The organism is Variovorax sp. 10N420, assembly GCF_056394705.1.
The window spans coordinates 324,055-340,076 of record NZ_JBFTIJ010000001.1 but is presented as its reverse complement, the minus strand read 5'-3'; the positions used below and the strand labels follow the sequence as shown (position 1 = coordinate 340,076).

The following is a 16,022-nucleotide window of genomic DNA, read 5'->3' as shown; positions in this document are numbered from 1 at the left end:
AAACAAACTGGCGGCGCCTCACGTGCTGCCAAAAAATTAGGACAAGTCTGAAACAGAAATTTCTGATCTATGAAAAAATATGGAATGTAATGGGAGGTATTTTTGCAACGCTAGGGGATCTGCTTAATCGCGCCCTATCTCTAGAATAAATTGGTAGGCCAGGTTGGACCTTGAATTCAGACAAGTAACAGAGCACGAGACCTCACCGTATGGGCCTACCGTTTCGGTGGCAGGCTTGGGCGACGGTCATGCACCCGGGGATGAGCTTTCCCCGTGGCTAGAGCCCGTGCTGACATCCGCATCGGCTGTAATCCGATCAAAGCCTTTTAACGGCTTTGATGGTGTAGAGATTTGGGGCAAGGGCGCCGACAAGGCTCTGCGGCCTGGATCTATGACGAAGCTGCTGACCGCCTATACCGGGCTGCTCTGGTTAAAGAGGCTGAAGGCTCTCGACGTCCAACTAGTGTGTCGCCCCGAGGACGCCACCGGGGGCTCAGCTAACAACCTCGTGGCCGGGGACATCCTTCATGTGGACGACGCGCTTGCCAATATGGGACTTCCGTCTTCTAATGTAACTACCTCCGTGTGGGCACGGACCATCGGCTCGATGATTCTTGAACAGGAGGAGAAGAAGGGAAGTGGCTTGGCGCGATTCGTCGCCGAGATGAACACCGTAAGTAAGGCACTTTGCATGAAGAACAGCCGTTGGGGCAACCCCTCGGGCCTGGACGGCGGAAACAACTTGTCCAGCGCCCGTGACTTAGCGCTGTTATGCGAAATCTCGGACCAAAATCACCCCGAAATCTCGCGGATATGGTCGAAGGCAAAACTGTCAGTGACCGTCGGGGGGCCTCAAGCACGGAAAATCGTTATTGCGCATTCGGCAAACTTCATTCGAAACAGCAGCCATAACGTGACTTGGGGTAAGACGGGGACCACTCGCGCCTCGGGTTGCAGTCTACTTTGCGAAGTAAAGGCGCCGAAAGGCGATCGTTATTACTACGTCGCCTTCGGCGCGCCGACAAATGCTGACCGCTACGCCGATGCAAGTGCGGTGCTCGACGCGGCTGAAAAAGGCATCGACTGGCCGAATCTAGTGCCAGTGGTCCGCCGTCATCGGAATCGTTGAAAATTCCATTCTGCGCGGAACGGAATAGCCTTCTGCGCGCGTGCGAATGGTTGCGCTGCTGGCTGCGTAGGACCCATGGTGGCCAAGAAAGACGAAGCGCCCTGACGGATTGTGGATGACTTCCCGTCGAGCGATGATGCCTATTTCTTGAGCACTTCCAGCCCTGCGCCCAAGTCCTTGTTGGCGTTGGATATTCCTGAATGTGTGCGGAAGAGCGCTAACAACGGTTAACACAACGGCGCCATATTAAATACTGTGCCTAACAAGCTGCAAATCGCACATATCCGGGAATTCATCTACCATTTCCGCACGTGAGGGCAATCGCCATGACCTTGGACGAATTCGGCGCGGCGCTAGCCGCCCTGCGCCGGAGGGTCTCCGACTTCTGCCGTATGACCGGCCTGCACCGCAATACGCCCTCGCGCTGCCGCACCGAAGGCGCGGATATCCCCAATGGGTGCCCAAGCATCTGCCGTTGCTGCTGAAGTTGCAGCGCCTGCACGGCGCCTATTTGGTGCCGGCAAAACCCGGGCGCGGTGCCGCCGAGCCAGACCGGGACGGCAAGGCGTCGAGGCAAAGCGCCCCATGAGCGAGACCACACTCGACACCGCGACCGCGCTGCTCGCCGGCATGCTGTACCTGGCTGCCGTGCTCTACGCCGTCGCGTTTTCGTTGAAGGCGAGGCAGACTCATTGCCGCTTTTGGATCGCATGCGCAGCCTTGATGGGGCTCGAGCGCGGCAATCTGGTCCTGCCCCTTCGCTCTCATGCCGCACTTCTCGCGCATCCTCGTCCTTACGTTCCTCCAGGGCACGGCCAGAACCAGAGAGTGCATGCGGCCAGAGCACTCCGTGCGCGGCCTCTCCCGGGAGGACCCGGTATGCGGCGCCCAAGCGCGGAAGTAGCCCTTTTTGGTCCATTCAAAGAATGGCCGGCGCGTTGGCGGGTAGAAAAGAAAAACGGGCCGAAAAGGCCCGTATTTCATAGCTATGTGGCGGAGCGGACGGGACTCGAACCCGCGACCCCCGGCGTGACAGGCCGGTATTCTAACCAACTGAACTACCACTCCTGACTAACCCTCGACCCACGCGAGTATGCCTGTCTGCGCTTTGTCTGTCACGTGTCCCGTATGTTGCGGGCTTATTTGATTGAACCTGCGCAGATGACAGCGACATCCGAGCACTGACCAGTGCGCAAGCCGAGTGGCGGCATCGAGATCAACATCGGTCCGGTTCGGGTTCGGCCGCGCGGGATATCGACGAGTTGGGTCAGTGCCTCGTGCTCGGCGCGCTGATGAGCGCCGCCAAGTGATCGCGTGGCGGCATTGTCATGTTGCCGGTGACGTAAGCTTGATCGATACAAAGAAGAGGTCGCCGTATCACTGTCATCGGCCTCCTGCGAGTGAGCGTCTCGAGCCTCATGGAGCTGAGCTGATAGATGTTTCGCGGGCACACCAACTCGTGGCGTGACGGGCGGAGTGGGCTGCTGCCGGTTTCAAAGACCCCTTTTTAAGGTGTCTTTGAAACGGGAGGTGGTTCACGCGAACGAGAAGGCAATTCAGCCTAGAGTTCAAGCGTGAAGCAGCCATGTTGGTGGAGGAATGAGGGCGTGGCCGTGCCGCAGGCTGCCCGTGACGTCAATGTGCACGAGAAGGTGCTGAAGGCGGCGACCCAATGCGAAGCATCGTCTCGATGGCGAACGGCGGGCGGCCAGTCTTTGCCCTCGGGCTGAGTGGCTCGACGATCTGCACCAACGCGCGCCAGGGCGCCACCCGATCCATCTCGTCGAGGATTCGCGCTTGCGCGTCTTCTTCGTCGACATATTCAAGCCCTGACCGAGCTGCGTCCGGCGCCTCACGCGTTTGGAACTCATGGCTCCAGATCACGCAAGGCCCGGGCTTGTTTGCAGACCATCCTAGTCCCCCTGCGACAATGGACGCCTGCAACTCTTCGACAGAAGGCCCCGACATGCAATTCGCTTCCCGTCTCGACAATGTTGAAACCTCCGCCATCCGCGAACTCTTCAAGCTGCTCGGCACGCCCGGCATCATCAGCTTTGCAGGCGGCTTTCCGGACAGCGCGATGTTCGATGTCGAAGGGCTGAGGGAAGCCAGCTCCAGGGCCCTGGCCGAAGAGGCCGGCGGTGCATTGCAATATGGCGCGACCGAAGGCTACGAGCCGTTGCGCACGCAACTCAGCGCCTTCATGAAGACCAAGGGCGTTGAAGTCGACCCGAGCGGTCTCATCGTCACCACCGGCAGCCAGCAGGCGCTAGATCTGCTCGGCAAGACGCTCATTTCCCCCGGCGACAAGGTCATCGTCGAAGGCCCGACTTTCCTGGCAACCATCCAGTGCTTTCGCCTCTATGGCGCGCAGTTGATCAGCGCGCCCATCGACGCCAACGGCGTGCGCACCGATGAACTCGAAAAGCTGATCGCCGAGCACAAGCCGAAGTTCGTCTACCTCATCCCGACTTTCGGCAATCCAAGCGGCGCGATGCTGAGCCTGGAGCGGCGCAAGAAGGTGCTGGAAATGGCGGTGAAGCACCAGACGCTGATCGTCGAGGACGACCCCTACGGCGATCTCTATTTCGACAAGGCACCACCGCCTTCGATCATGTCGCTGACCCGCGACGTGCCCGGCAGCCGTGAGCTGGTGGTGCACTGCGGCAGTCTCAGCAAGGTACTGAGCCCGGGTCTGCGCATTGGCTGGATGATTGGCCCGGCCGAACTCCTGGCAAAGGCCACGATGTGCAAGCAGTTCAGCGATGCGCACACCAGCACGTTCGCGCAGGCGACGGCGGCGCAGTATCTGAAAAGCGGCCGGATGCCGGCGACGCTCGCTAATGTGCGCAAGGTGTACGCCGAGCGTGCACAGGCCATGGGGGCGGCGCTGCAGAAGGAGCTCGGCGATGCGATCAGCTTCACGCAGCCCGGTGGCGGATTGTTCTTCTGGGCGCGCCTGACCGGCGCCAATGGCAAGGTCGCCGACGCCAATGTGCTCGCCAAGCGCGCCATCGAGAAGCTCGTGGCCTTCGTGCCGGGCGCTCCCTTCTTTGCGGAAAAGCCCGACCTCGCAACGCTGCGGCTGAGCTTTGCCACCGCGAACGTCGAGAAGATTCAGGAAGGCGTCGCGCGGCTTGGGGCGGCGCTCTGATAGCGGGCGCGCCGTCCTGGCCTACTGCGCCTTGATGCGCCTACTGGGCTTTAGGTAGCGCGTCGATCGAGAGCAGAACGCTTCGCGTGATGCTCTGCCGCTTCGGAAGGTCGGCGAGCCTCTTCGGAGTGTCCATGTTCATGGCGAAGAACACGGGGCCGGTCGGCCATTCGACCCAGCCGACCCACCAGCCGAGCTTGCCGGTCCACCCGGTCTTGCCCCGTAGGATCCAGTCCGGCCCCGCTTCATTGACGAGCACGTCCTTCACGAGCCTCTGGTGCTCGACCTTGAAGGGCAGCTGGTTTCGGTAAAGCCGCTGCAGGAAATCGATCTGCTCGAAGGATGAAATGGCGAGATCGCCTTCGACCCAGAACGGCTTGTCGCCAGTGGCAACCGCATTGCCGTAGCCGATCTTTCGCATGTAGGCAACCTCGCGTTCTTCGCCAAGTTCCTTGGCGAAGCGCTCGAAGACCCAGACCGTCGAGTTTCTGATCGCGGAGCGCAGGTTCTGGTCCTGGTTCCAGGCAGGCTGCGATCGCTTTACGCCGTCCCAGGGGATGACCTGGAATTCATCGTTCAGCAGGCCGGCGTCGAGCGCGAACAGGCTGTGCGGAATCTTGAAGGTCGACGCCGGCGAGTAGCGCCGCTCGGCGCGCGCCGGGTTGTAGACCAGGGCCTGCGGGGACTTGCCGCGGGCGTCGAGCACGACGATGCTGCCTTGAACATTCGCCTCGGCGAAGAAGCGGGACCATTCGGTCTTTTCCTGAAACTGCGGGGCGGCCAATGCGAATGGCGCAAACCCTGCAGTGAGGGCGGAGAGGGCGGAGAGCACGATGTTTCTGCGATTCATGGCGGCAAGTCTAAAGAGCAAGTGCGCGCCCGAATCTGCAAAGACCCCCATCAGTGAAAAGGATGAAGCCCCGAATCGCTTCGAGCGCAGAATGTCCCGCGCGCGATTTCCCTTCAACAAACTGGAGATGATCATGGCATTCGACGGTTCGGCCATTGCGGCGTTGCTGGATGGCTCTGTATCGAAAGGCGCTCTGCATGGCATTGCGGCGGTGGTGGTCGACCGCAACGGTCAGCTGTTCCATCACGCGGCCGGCGAGGCCACCGAGCACACCTTGTTCCGCAATGCGTCCATGACCAAGGCGGTTGCCACCACCGCCGCGCTGCAGCTTGTGGAGCAGGGGCGGCTGAGCCTCGACGCCGCGGTCGAATCGATCCTGCCGGAGTTCGGGGAGTTGGCCGTTCTGGACGGCTTCGACGGCGACAAGCCGCGCCTGCGCCCGCCCGCCACCAAAGCCACTGTGCGTCAGCTCATGACGCACTCGGCCGGGCTCGGGTACTTCTTCCTCAATGAAAAGCTGGTCCAGTACCACTCGCTGACGGGAGAGCCGAACGCGCTGTCGGGGCTCAAGCGCAGCCTCTCGGTGCCAATGGTCAACGACCCGGGCACTGCGTGGGAATACGGCGTCAACAGCGACTGGCTCGGGCTCATCGTGGAAAAGCTTTCGGGTCAGAGCCTCGGCAGCTATTTGCAGCAGCACGTCTATGGGCCGCTGGGAATGACTGATTCGACCTTCGAGCCCAGCACCGAGCAGCGGGCTCGATTGCTCCGCGTGATGCAGCGCCAGCCGGACGGCAAGCTCGTGCCGTCACCCTATGACTTGCCGCCCACCTCGGAGTGGGACGCCGCCGGCCACGGCTCTTACGGATCGGTACAGGACTATGGCCGCTTCGTGCAGGCCTGGCTGAACGACGGCGCCGGCATTCTCAAGCCAGCGACCGTGGAGTTGGCGCTGCAAAACCACCTTGGCGACATCCAACTGCCCGCACTGATCAAGTCGGCGATGCCGGATTTGTCGAACGATGTTCCTTCACTTCCGGTTCCGCAGTCCTGGGGGTTGGGCTTCCATCTCACGCTGGCCGACCTGCCGGGCATGCGCAGCAAAGGAACCGGAGACTGGGCGGGCGTCTTCAATTCGTACTACTGGATCGACCGCTCGAAAGGGATCGGCGGCGTGCTGATGACCCAGGTGCTTCCCTTCTTCGACATGCCGGTCGTCGAGACGCTCATCGCTTTCGAGATGGCGGTCTATCAGCAAGTGGGTGCAGCCGTGCCGGCAGCCTGAGCGAAGGCGCAGCCAGTCAGGCGCGAATGTCTGAACCCAGAGCGCGATCGAAATCCGCGATCAGTTCGTCCGCGGATTCCAGCCCGACGGAGACGCGCACGAGCCCATCGGCAATGCCCATCTCGGCGCGCACCTTGGCTCCGGCTTCCCAGTAGATCGTCGGCGCAACCGGAATCACCAGCGTGCGGTTGTCGCCCAGTCCGGTCGCCTTGATCGGAAGCCTGAGCCGGTCAAGCGCCGCGAGCATGTCGATGCCTTCGCGCAATTCGAATGCGAGCAGCCAAGAGCCCGCTTTGAAGTGCCGCAGTGCCAGCGCGTGCTTCGGATGGCTTTCCAGCATCGGATAGTGCACAGCGCCGACCGCCGGGTGGGTCTGCAGAAAGCGGGCGAGCGACAACGCGGTCGCGCTGGTCTGTGCCACGCGCAGCGCGAGGGTTTCGGCGCCGAGGCTGATGCGGTGGGCTTGCTCGGGCGACAGCGATGCCCCCATGTCGCGCAGCCCCTTCTTGCGAAGCTGCTGCAATCCCTGCTGACGCGCATCGAGATTGCGATAGCTCGCCGAGATGTTGGGGTACGCCGACCAGTCGAAAAGCCCCGTGTCGGTCACCGCTCCGCCCAGTGCGGCGCCATGTCCGCCGATGGTCTTGGTCAGAGAATTCACGACGAGCCCCGCGCCAACTGTCTTTGGCAGGAAGAGGGCAGGCGATGTGATCGTGTTGTCGACGACGTAGAGCAGCCCACGTTCGCGGCACAGCGCGCCGATCGCTTCGATGTCCGGAATCTGCGTGCCGGGATTGGCAACGGTTTCGACAAAGACCAGCCGCGTTTCCGGCCGCAGCGCGGCGCGCACGTTGTCCACCGAGCCCGCATCGACCTTGGTGACACCGACGCCCAGGTCGCCCAGCGTGCCGAAAAGGCTGTTGGTGTTGCCGAACACGAAATGGCTCGAGACCATGTGATCGCCGGCCCGCAGCAGCGTGAGAAAGACCGCACTGATGGCAGCCATGCCGGTGGAAAAACAGACGGTGCCGATGCCTTGTTCGAGCAACGTGATCTTGGCTTCGAGCGCCGCCGTGGTCGGCGTGCCCTGGCGTGCATAGCTGTAGCTGCCCTTGAGCGTGCCCTGGAACACGCCGATGAGGTCTTCCACCCGGTCGAAGCCGAACTGCACCGCCGTATGAATCGGCTTGTGAATGCTGCCGTGCTCGGTGCCAAAGCGCCGATCGGCATGCAAGATGTCCGAGGCTGCCGGCGGATTCTTGTCGCTGGCTTCGGTGGGGTGGGTCATGGTGTCACCTCAGTAGTTCGAGCAGACGGTCGAGACCGCCCTCGTTGATCGCGACCATGGCTTGTTCGCGCACCTTCGGCTTGGCGTGATAGGCCACCGAGAGACCGGCTTCGCCCATCATCGGCAAGTCGTTGGCGCCGTCGCCGACCGCAATCGTTTCGCCGGGGGAAATGCCGAGCAGCGACGCCACTTCCAGCAAGGTCCGCCGCTTCTCGGCTCCGTCGCAGATGTCGCCCCACGATTGCTGCACGACCTGCCCGGTGAGCCGGCCTTCGGCTTCGTCCAGCAGGTTCGAGCGCGCGAAGTCGATGTCCAGTCGATCCTTCACCCGATTGGCAAAGAACGTGAAGCCGCCAGAGACCAGCAGCACCTTCATGCCAGCCGCCTTGCAGGCCGAGACGAGCTTCTCCGCGCCGGGGTTCAGTCGCAGCCGCTCGTCATAGACCCTCTGCAACGCGTCGACGGGCACGCCCTTCAGCAGTGCCACGCGGCGGCGCAGGCTTTCCTTGAAGTCCTTGATCTCGCCACGCATGGTGGCCTCGGTGATCGCGGCCACCTCAGCCTTCTTGCCCACCGCATCGGCAATCTCGTCGATGCACTCGATGTTGATCAGCGTCGAATCCATGTCGAACGCGATCAGCTTGAAATCGGCGAGCGCCAGCGGCGGCGTGAAGCGCTGGACGACGAGCCCGGGCGAATGTTCTTTGGCGTTCATGCCGTTGCGGCTTCCTGTATTTTGGGTTGGCCCAGGCTGCGAAGCACGTCGCGCACCATCTGCGCGCGGTCCTTGGGCTCCTTCAACTCGCGTTCGATGCGCAGCTTTTCGTTGCCCGCGAGCTTGATGTGCTTGTTCTTCTGGATCAGGTTGATGATGTTCATCGAATCGATCGGCGGGTCCTTCTTGAAGGTGATGTTGATCACACCAGGCGCCGCATCGACCTTCGTCACGCCGTAGGGTCGCGCGAGCACGCGCAGTCGGTGCACGTCGATCAATGTCTGTGCCTGCGGCGGCAGCTTGCCGAAGCGATCGACGATTTCTTCCAGAAGCGTGTCGATCTGGTCTGGCGTCTTGGCCGTCGCGAGCTTCTTGTAGAACGACAGGCGCAGATGCACGTCACCACAGTAGTCGTCGGGCAGAAGGGCGGGTGCGTGCAGGTTGATCTCGGTCGTCACGCTGAGCGGCGACAGCAGATCGGGCTCCTTGCCGGCCTTGAGCGAGCGAACGGCCTCGGACAGCATCTCGTTGTAGAGCTGGAAGCCGATCTCCATCATGTTGCCGCTCTGGTTTTCGCCGAGAACTTCGCCGGCGCCGCGAATCTCCAGGTCGTGCATCGCAAGATAGAAGCCCGATCCCAGTTCTTCCATCTGCTGGATGGCGTCGAGCCGCTGCGCCGCTTGCTTGGTCAGACCATCGATGTCCGGCACCATCAGATAGGCATAGGCCTGATGGTGGCTGCGGCCAACGCGGCCACGCAATTGGTGCAACTGCGCCAGGCCGAATTTGTCGGCGCGGCTCATCACGATGGTGTTGGCGCTCGGCACGTCGATGCCGGTCTCGATGATGGTCGAGCACAGCAGCAGGTTGTAGCGCTGGGCCACGAAGTCGCGCATCACGCGCTCGAGTTCGCGCTCGGGCATCTGGCCATGGGCCACGGCGATGCGCGCTTCCGGCAGGATTTCTTCCAGCTTCTGGCGGCGGTTCTGGATCGTCTCGACCTCGTTGTGCAGAAAGTAGACCTGTCCGCCGCGCTTGAGTTCGCGCAGCACGGCTTCGCGGATCACGCCCGTGCCCTCATTGCGCACGAAGGTCTTGATCGCGAGTCGCCGCTGCGGCGCGGTGGCGATGACGCTCAGGTCGCGCAGGCCTTCGAGCGCCATGCCCAGCGTGCGCGGGATCGGCGTGGCGGTGAGCGTCAGCACGTCGACTTCCGCGCGCAGTGCCTTCATCGCTTCCTTGTGGCGCACCCCGAAGCGATGCTCCTCGTCGATGATCAGCAGGCCCAGGTTCTTGAACTTGACCGATTGCGAAAGCAGCTTGTGCGTGCCGACCACGATGTCGATGCTGCCATCGGCGAGGCCCTTGGATGCGGCGGTGATTTCCTTGGCCGAGCGGAAGCGGCTCATCTCGGCGACCTTGACTGGCCATTTCGCGAAACGGTCGACCAGTGTCTGATAGTGCTGTTCAGCCAGGAGCGTGGTGGGCGCGAGGAAGGCGACCTGCTTGCCGCCAGTCATCGCGATGAATGCGGCGCGCAACGCCACTTCGGTCTTGCCGAACCCCACGTCGCCGCAAACCAGGCGGTCCATCGGCTGCGGCGAAATCATGTCCTGGATGACCGCGTGAATGGCGGCCTTCTGGTCGGCCGTCTCGTCGAATCCGAAATCGTTGGCGAAGACCTCATAGTCGGCCGCGGAGAAGCGGAATGCGTGGCCTTCACGCGCGGCACGGCGCGCGTAGATGTTCAACAACTCGGCAGCCGAATCGCGCACTTGCTCCGCCGCCTTGCGCTTGGCCTTTTCCCACTGGCCGGAGCCGAGCTTGTGCAGGGGCGCCTCGTCGGCGCTGACGCCGGTATACCGGCTGATGAGATGCAGTTGGGACACTGGGACGTAGAGCGTGGCCTTGTCGGCATATTCCAGATGCAGCATTTCCTGCATCAGGGGCTTGCCGTCAGGTCCCGTGCCCTGGCCGAGATCCATGTTGATCAGCCCGCGATAGCGCCCGATGCCGTGAGCGGAATGGACCACTGGATCGCCGATGGCGAGCTCGCTCAGGTCCTTGATCAGAGCCTCGACATCGCTGACTTGCTCCTGTTTGCGGTTGCGGCGGCGCGTAGTCGGCGCGGCGGCGAAGAGTTCGGTTTCGGTGACGAGGTCGATGCCTTGTTCACGCCATGCAAAACCGGAGACCAGCGCGGCGGTGGCGATGCCGATCTTCTCGTCCGGCGACGCCTCGAATTCGGCGAGCGAATCGAAGGCCGGCGGACCGACGCCACTGGCGCGCAGGAAGTCGAGCAGGCTTTCGCGCCGGCCGTCGCTTTCGGCGATGAAAAGCACGCGGTGCGGCGTGACGCGGATGTGTTCCTTGAGCTTGACAAGCGGGTCGTCCGCGCCGCGAACCACGGCAAAGGCCGGAAGCACGTCGAATTCGGCGTAAGGCGCTTCGGTCGCCACATCGCCGCGGATGGCGAGTTGTGCGTAGGGCTTGGCGCGCTGGTAGAACTGCTCGGCATTCAGGAAAAGTGCTTCGGGCGGCAACGCCGGCCGTTCGGGATCACCACGCACCAGTCGGTAGCGCTCGCCGGTGTCCTGCCAGAAATGCTGGAAAGCGGGTTCGAGGTCACCGTGCAGCACGACGGTGGCTTCGCTGCCGAGGTAATCGAAGACGGTCGCGGTTTCTTCGAAGAAAAGTGGCAGGTAGTACTCGATGCCCGCCGTCGCGACGCCATTGCCCATGTCCTTGTAGATGCGGCTGCGGGTGGGGTCGCCTTCGAGAAGTTCGCGCCAGCGGCTGCGAAAGCGCGTGCGCGCATCGTCGTCCATCGGGAACTCGCGGCCCGGCAACAGGCGCACTTCGGGTACCGGATAGAGGCTGCGCTGCGTGTCCGGGTCGAAGGTGCGGATCGAATCGATCTCGTCATCGAACAGGTCGACACGGAAGGGCACTGGGGAGCCCATGGGAAACAGATCGATCAGCCCGCCGCGCACTGCGTATTCACCGGGACTCACGACTTGCGTGACGTGGCTGTAGCCAGCCAGTGTGAGTTGGGCCTTGAGCTTCGCCTCTTCAAGCTTCTGACCGCTCTTGAACTGGAAGGTGTAGCCCGCGAGGAACCCGGGCGGCGCGAGCCGGTAGAGCGCCGTGGTCGCCGGGACGAGCACCACGTCGGCCTCTTTCTGGCTGATGCGCCAGAGGGTTGCCAGACGCTCGCTGATCAGATCCTGGTGCGGCGAGAAGGCGTCGTAGGGGAGCGTCTCCCAGTCCGGAAAGAGCGCACAGCGCAGGTCGGGCGCAAAGAATGCGATCTCATCGATGAGGCGCTGTGCATCGGTCGCGTCCGCGGTGATCACGGCGGTTGCACGGCCGGCAGACTTTTCGCGTTGAGCCAATTGCGCCAGCAACAGTGCATCGGCCGACAGCGGTGGGCGCGGCAGCGTGAAACGCTTGCCGGCCGTGAGTTGAGGGAGGTCCATGAAGTGCCTGGAGAGCCTGGGAAGCCTGAAAATGCCCGGGGAATGCAGAACACCCCGCGCCGGGCGGCGAGGGGTGTGAAAGCGGATTCTAGAATGGCTGCTCTTTTGTCGCAGGCCAATGTCGCACCCATGTCAGCTTCCAGATTTTTCGTTCTGATCCCTTGCGCGGGGTCCGGAATTCGCGCCGGTGGACAGGGGCCGAAGCAGTATCAGCGCATCGCTGGCCGCCCGATGGTGGAGCACACGCTGGAGGTCTTCCGGTCTCTCAAGGGTCTGTTCGAGGGCATCGCGCTGGCGGTGGTGCCGGAAGACGCTGACGTGGGGATCGTTCTTCCTCGCTTCCCGGCGGCAGGTGAACACCTGCTGCGAGTCGGAGGCGCCACGCGCGCGGCCACGGTCCGCAATGGCCTGCGAGCACTGCGCCAGGCTGGGGCCGGGCCTCACGATTGGGTGTTGGTTCATGACGCAGCGCGCTGTCTGGTGACGCCGACGCAGATCGAAGCTCTGATCGCTGCTTGCGAACACGACGCCGTCGGCGGTTTGCTGGCGCATCGCCTGGCGGACACGCTCAAGGTCGCCTCGCCAGAAGGGCGCGTCGCCAGCACGGCAACCCGCGCCGACAAATGGCTTGCCCAGACGCCGCAGATGTTTCGCATCGGCATGCTGCTCGATGCGCTGGAGCGCGCCGGTGATGCAGTGACGGACGAGGCCAGTGCCATCGAGTCGGTCGGCCTCGCGCCACTGCTGGTTCCAGGAAGCGGCCAGAACTTCAAGCTCACGTTCCCGGAGGACTTTGCGCTCGCCGAAGCGATCCTGCGCAGCCGGCGGACGACGCACCATGATTGATTTCAACTTCCGCATCGGCGAGGGCTGGGATGTTCACCAGCTGGTCGCCGGCCGCAAGCTGGTGCTCGGCGGCGTCGAAGTGCCGCACATCACCGGCCTGCTGGGTCATTCGGACGCCGATGTGCTGCTGCATGCGATCACGGATGCATTGCTGGGTGCGGCGGGCCTCGGCGACATCGGGCGGCATTTTCCGGACACCGATCCGCAGTTTCTCGGCGCGGACTCGGCTGTCTTGCTGGCCGAGGCCGCACAACGGGTGCGTGCCGCGGGCTGGCAGATCGGCAATGTCGACAGCACCGTCATCGCGCAAGCGCCGAAGCTCGCGCCTCACATCCCGGCGATGTGCAAGCGCATCGCCGCGACGCTTGCCGTCGACATCGACCAAGTCAACGTGAAAGCAAAGACCGCCGAAAAACTCGGGCCAGTGGGCGAGGGCCTCGCCATGGAAGCGCGCGCCATCGTGCTGATTTACCGCTGAACGCCGAATTCCCTTTTTGCCTGGCCTTGTGCCTCCTTGTCCTTCGATGCTGAAGGATCAGGTTTGGCCGATGCCGCACGCGGCATGCGAATGTGCGCAGCCAGTCCGCGTCCTGGCGTGCTCGTGAGTGCAAAGGTGCCGCCCATGCGCTCGATGTTCTTCGTGACGATGGACAAACCCAGCCCGGCGCCGGCCGCGGAAGTTCGCGCCACGTCACCCCGGAAAAACGGCTTGCTCAGCTGCGAAAGCAGGGCAGGTGCGACGCCCGCGCCGTGGTCGCGCACCTTGATCAGCACCGCATCGTTGTGCGCCTGCGCCTGGATCGTGATATCGGCCACGCCCGTCGATGGCGTCTTGCCGTAGCGCCGTGCGTTCTCGACGAGGTTGGAGATCACGCGCTGCAACTCGACTTCGTCAGCCATCACCCGCAGATCGGACGCCACGTCGACCGTGATCTTGATGTCCTCATGATCCTGAACGGCATAGGTGCAGGCGTCGATCACGTCACGCAGCAGCACGGGCTTGAAGTCCACATGGTCCGGGCGCGCGTAGTCGAGGAACTTGTCGATGATCGCGTCGAGCTGCGCAATGTCGGCGGCCATGTGATCGCGCGCGTCCTCATCGGCCACGCTCATTTCGGTTTCGAGCCGCAATCGCGCCAGCGGAGTTCGCAGGTCGTGCGAAATGCCGGCGAGCATCACGGCGCGATCCTGCTCGATCTTGGCGAGCTGGTCGGCCATGCGGTTGAAGCCGACGTTCACCGCCCGGATTTCGTTGGTCCGGGCGCGCTCGTCCAGGCGGTGCGCCTCGTATTCGCCTTCGCGCACCTGCATCGTTGCCTGCGACAACTGCTTGAGCGGCCGGTTGATCAGCCGGGTGATCAGCGCCGCGCCCGCCAGCGACAGCGCCATGGTGGTCGCGAGCCAGATGAGCCAGGTTCGGCGATCGAGCCGGCTGAAGCGGGTGGGGTCGACCAGCAGCCAATAGGTATCGCTTTCGATGGTGAAGCCGATCCAGAGGCCGGGCTCGTCGTTGACGCGGCTCGCCACCGTCGTTCCCTCGCCGAGGCGGGCGATCAGCTCCTCGGTGACCCGCTGGTCCAGCGCGCCGCTGGTGTAGGGCAGGAAGCGATCGCCGGGTTCGCGCGGCAGGATGCGCACGCCTTCCTGGTCGGCCAGCGTCTTGATGAGCGAAACGCGGGTGATGGCGTCCGAATACACCAGCGCCGCGCGAGTGAGGTTCACGAGCGAGGCAATCTGGTGCGCGGTCTGGATGGCGCGCGGCTCGTATTCGAGCGCGCGAAAAGTCTGCAGCCAAGCGACCGTGCAGCCGACCAGCAGCAGCACGAGCAAGAAGAAGGTCCGCCAGAAAAGACTCAGCCCGAGCTGCAGCCGGGTCCGGCGCCGACGATGGCCGAGGGCGTCCAGCGGGCTCGGCAGCGTGCCCTGGGAGCTGTCCTCTGCGAGCGGGCTCGGCTGGGTGGTCTGGGGGCCGATCGTGGCGGCCACGGATCTCGACGCTTTCAGGTCGTGCCGTCCGGCACGAACACGTAGCCAACGCCCCAGACAGTCTGGATGTAGCGTGGCGCTGCGGCATCCGACTCGACCAGTTTGCGCAGGCGCGAGATCTGGACGTCGAGGCTGCGGTCGAAGGGCTCGAACTCGCGGCCGCGCGCCAGCTGCGCCAGCTTTTCGCGAGAAAGCGGCTGTCTGGGATGACGCACGAGCGCCTTCAACATCGCAAACTCGCCAGTGGTCAAGGACAACTCTTCACCATCCTTCTTGAGCGTGCGCGAGCCGAGGTCAAAGCTGAACGGCCCGAAGTTCACCGTTTCGTTGTCGGTCGATGGCGCGCCTGGTGCTTCGAGCGGCGGACGGCGGCGGAGCACCGCGTGCACGCGGGCCAGCAACTCGCGTGGATTGAAGGGCTTGCCGAGGTAGTCGTCGGCGCCAACCTCGAGGCCGACGATACGGTCCACGTCCTCACCCTTGGCCGTGAGCATGATGATGGGGGTGCGGTCGTTGGCTGCGCGCAGTCGTCGGCAGACCGAAAGGCCGTCCTCACCGGGCATCATGAGGTCGAGGACGATCAGGTCGACCGTGTCTCGCAGCAGGATGCGATTGAGAGCCTTGCCGTCTTCGGCCACGATCACCTCGAAACCTTCCTGAGTGAGGTAGCGGCGGAGTAGGTCGCGGATGCGTGCGTCGTCGTCGACGATCACGATCTTGTCTGTGCGTGCTGGAGCTTGATTCATTTTTACAACGCCAAATTTGTAACAGCACCAATTTTGAGGGTGTTGCGGAGTCGTTGAGCCGGTTTCCCGAAAGGTTTGACACTAAGTTACAAAACTTGCGGCCGCTAGCCTTCCGGACGTTCCCGCATTGCGCAGCGATGGCAAAGTGGGCTTGGAAGTCTCGCAATCCTTATGAAAACCAATAAATTCGCGGTACCTGTCTTGCTCACGACCTTCTGCCTCACCGGCTGGGCGGGGAGCTTCAGCTTCATGAACGTCAACGACCAGCGGCGGAGCGACGGCTCCGACGCGCAACGGCCCAGTATCGGTGTCAAGCGCAGCGAGATGGCTGGCGGCCGCCGCCTGACAGCTGCAGAGTTGGCGCAGCTGAGGCAGCAGGTGCGCCAGCAATGGTCTCCGGCTCCGCGGCAGGATATTGCCAGGTCGGCAGAAACCCAGACTGCTGACCGAATCGACCGTATGGACCGTATCGCACCGGTACCCGCTACCAAGGGCATCACGCTGGATTCGCCAGGACGGCCGCGTCGCTGAGTGGCGCCCCGTG

Annotated in this window: 12 protein-coding genes, 1 tRNA gene and 1 pseudogene; 6 read left to right on the top strand and 8 right to left on the bottom strand. The window is 63.1% G+C overall.

Annotated features, from left to right (window positions below):
* Positions 1-226 precede the first annotated feature (226 nt).
* Positions 227-1,129: a D-alanyl-D-alanine carboxypeptidase family protein gene (locus tag AC1DEK_RS01610; RefSeq protein ID WP_478123973.1), complete on the top strand. Its 903-nt coding sequence runs from the start codon at positions 227-229 to the stop codon at positions 1,127-1,129.
* Positions 1,130-2,120: 991 nt separating this feature from the next.
* Here AC1DEK_RS01610 and AC1DEK_RS01605 read toward each other — a convergent pair.
* A tRNA-Asp gene (locus AC1DEK_RS01605) sits at positions 2,121-2,197 on the bottom strand.
* A 603-nt stretch (positions 2,198-2,800) separates the two neighbouring features.
* Positions 2,801-3,000 (bottom strand): annotated as a pseudogene (locus tag AC1DEK_RS01600) (transposase); the annotation flags it as partial.
* 95 nt (positions 3,001-3,095) lie between these two features.
* Between AC1DEK_RS01600 and AC1DEK_RS01595 the strand changes: the two are divergent.
* Positions 3,096-4,283 carry an aminotransferase-like domain-containing protein gene (locus AC1DEK_RS01595; protein ID WP_478123440.1) on the top strand — a complete coding sequence of 396 codons (1,188 nt, stop codon included), beginning with the start codon at positions 3,096-3,098 and terminating at the stop codon, positions 4,281-4,283.
* Between the two features lie 40 nt (positions 4,284-4,323).
* On the opposite strand, the gene blaOXA is transcribed toward AC1DEK_RS01595, so the two are convergent.
* Complete coding sequence (gene blaOXA, locus AC1DEK_RS01590) at positions 4,324-5,133, bottom strand: class D beta-lactamase (RefSeq protein ID WP_478123439.1); 810 nt, start codon at positions 5,131-5,133, stop codon at positions 4,324-4,326.
* Positions 5,134-5,266: 133 nt separating this feature from the next.
* Between blaOXA and AC1DEK_RS01585 the strand changes: the two genes are divergently transcribed.
* Positions 5,267-6,418 (top strand): serine hydrolase domain-containing protein, encoded by a 1,152-nt coding sequence (locus tag AC1DEK_RS01585; RefSeq protein ID WP_478123438.1) that lies wholly within the window; start codon positions 5,267-5,269, stop codon positions 6,416-6,418.
* 16 nt (positions 6,419-6,434) lie between these two features.
* Here the strand turns inward: AC1DEK_RS01585 and AC1DEK_RS01580 are convergent, their stop codons facing one another.
* The 3 genes from AC1DEK_RS01580 to mfd are packed head-to-tail and all read right to left on the bottom strand — an operon-like array spanning position 6,435 to position 11,900.
* Positions 6,435-7,706, bottom strand: a complete 1,272-nt coding sequence (locus AC1DEK_RS01580) for a cystathionine gamma-synthase family protein (RefSeq protein ID WP_478123437.1) — start codon at positions 7,704-7,706, stop codon at positions 6,435-6,437.
* Between the two features lie 4 nt (positions 7,707-7,710).
* Entirely contained in the window at positions 7,711-8,421 is a 711-nt protein-coding gene (gene serB, locus AC1DEK_RS01575) for a phosphoserine phosphatase SerB (RefSeq protein WP_478123436.1), read from the bottom strand.
* Positions 8,418-11,900: a transcription-repair coupling factor gene (mfd, locus tag AC1DEK_RS01570; RefSeq protein WP_478123435.1), complete on the bottom strand. Its 3,483-nt coding sequence runs from the start codon at positions 11,898-11,900 to the stop codon at positions 8,418-8,420. The genes serB and mfd overlap by 4 nt, the downstream gene beginning before the upstream one ends.
* A 129-nt stretch (positions 11,901-12,029) precedes the next feature.
* Between mfd and ispD the strand changes: the two genes are divergently transcribed.
* Both ispD and ispF read left to right on the top strand, forming a co-directional pair.
* The gene (gene ispD, locus AC1DEK_RS01565; protein ID WP_478123434.1) at positions 12,030-12,746 is read left to right on the top strand and encodes a 2-C-methyl-D-erythritol 4-phosphate cytidylyltransferase; all 717 of its coding nucleotides are present in this window, start codon (positions 12,030-12,032) and stop codon (positions 12,744-12,746) included.
* Positions 12,739-13,224, top strand: coding sequence for a 2-C-methyl-D-erythritol 2,4-cyclodiphosphate synthase (gene ispF / locus AC1DEK_RS01560; RefSeq protein ID WP_478123433.1), 486 nt, complete (start codon positions 12,739-12,741; stop codon positions 13,222-13,224). Before ispD ends, ispF begins: the two co-directional genes overlap by 8 nt.
* On the opposite strand, the gene AC1DEK_RS01555 is transcribed toward ispF, so the two are convergent.
* Positions 13,215-14,663, bottom strand: a complete 1,449-nt coding sequence (locus AC1DEK_RS01555; RefSeq protein ID WP_478123972.1) for a sensor histidine kinase — start codon at positions 14,661-14,663, stop codon at positions 13,215-13,217. The genes ispF and AC1DEK_RS01555 overlap by 10 nt on opposite strands.
* Before the next feature lie 83 nt (positions 14,664-14,746).
* Positions 14,747-15,478, bottom strand: coding sequence for an osmolarity response regulator transcription factor OmpR (gene ompR / locus AC1DEK_RS01550; protein WP_028250078.1), 732 nt, complete (start codon positions 15,476-15,478; stop codon positions 14,747-14,749).
* A gap of 171 nt (positions 15,479-15,649) precedes the next feature.
* On the opposite strand from ompR, the gene AC1DEK_RS01545 reads away from it, so the two are divergent.
* The gene (locus AC1DEK_RS01545; RefSeq protein ID WP_478123432.1) at positions 15,650-16,009 is read left to right on the top strand and encodes a hypothetical protein; all 360 of its coding nucleotides are present in this window, start codon (positions 15,650-15,652) and stop codon (positions 16,007-16,009) included.
* The last annotated feature ends 13 nt before the right edge of the window (positions 16,010-16,022 follow it).

Bases quoted from the DNA above. Each gene is read 5' to 3' on its own strand.
- mfd (WP_478123435.1), bottom strand. From the start codon at position 11,900: ATGGACCTCCCTCAACTCACGGCCGGCAAGCGTTTCACGCTGCCGCGC.
- ispD (WP_478123434.1), top strand. From the start codon at position 12,030: ATGTCAGCTTCCAGATTTTTCGTTCTGATCCCTTGCGCGGGGTCCGGA.
- ompR (WP_028250078.1), bottom strand. From the start codon at position 15,478: ATGAATCAAGCTCCAGCACGCACAGACAAGATCGTGATCGTCGACGAC.
- AC1DEK_RS01580 (WP_478123437.1), bottom strand. From the start codon at position 7,706: ATGACCCACCCCACCGAAGCCAGCGACAAGAATCCGCCGGCAGCCTCG.
- ispF (WP_478123433.1), top strand. From the start codon at position 12,739: ATGATTGATTTCAACTTCCGCATCGGCGAGGGCTGGGATGTTCACCAG.
- blaOXA (WP_478123439.1), bottom strand. From the start codon at position 5,133: ATGAATCGCAGAAACATCGTGCTCTCCGCCCTCTCCGCCCTCACTGCA.
- AC1DEK_RS01585 (WP_478123438.1), top strand. From the start codon at position 5,267: ATGGCATTCGACGGTTCGGCCATTGCGGCGTTGCTGGATGGCTCTGTA.
- serB (WP_478123436.1), bottom strand. From the start codon at position 8,421: ATGAACGCCAAAGAACATTCGCCCGGGCTCGTCGTCCAGCGCTTCACG.
- AC1DEK_RS01595 (WP_478123440.1), top strand. From the start codon at position 3,096: ATGCAATTCGCTTCCCGTCTCGACAATGTTGAAACCTCCGCCATCCGC.
- AC1DEK_RS01545 (WP_478123432.1), top strand. From the start codon at position 15,650: ATGAAAACCAATAAATTCGCGGTACCTGTCTTGCTCACGACCTTCTGC.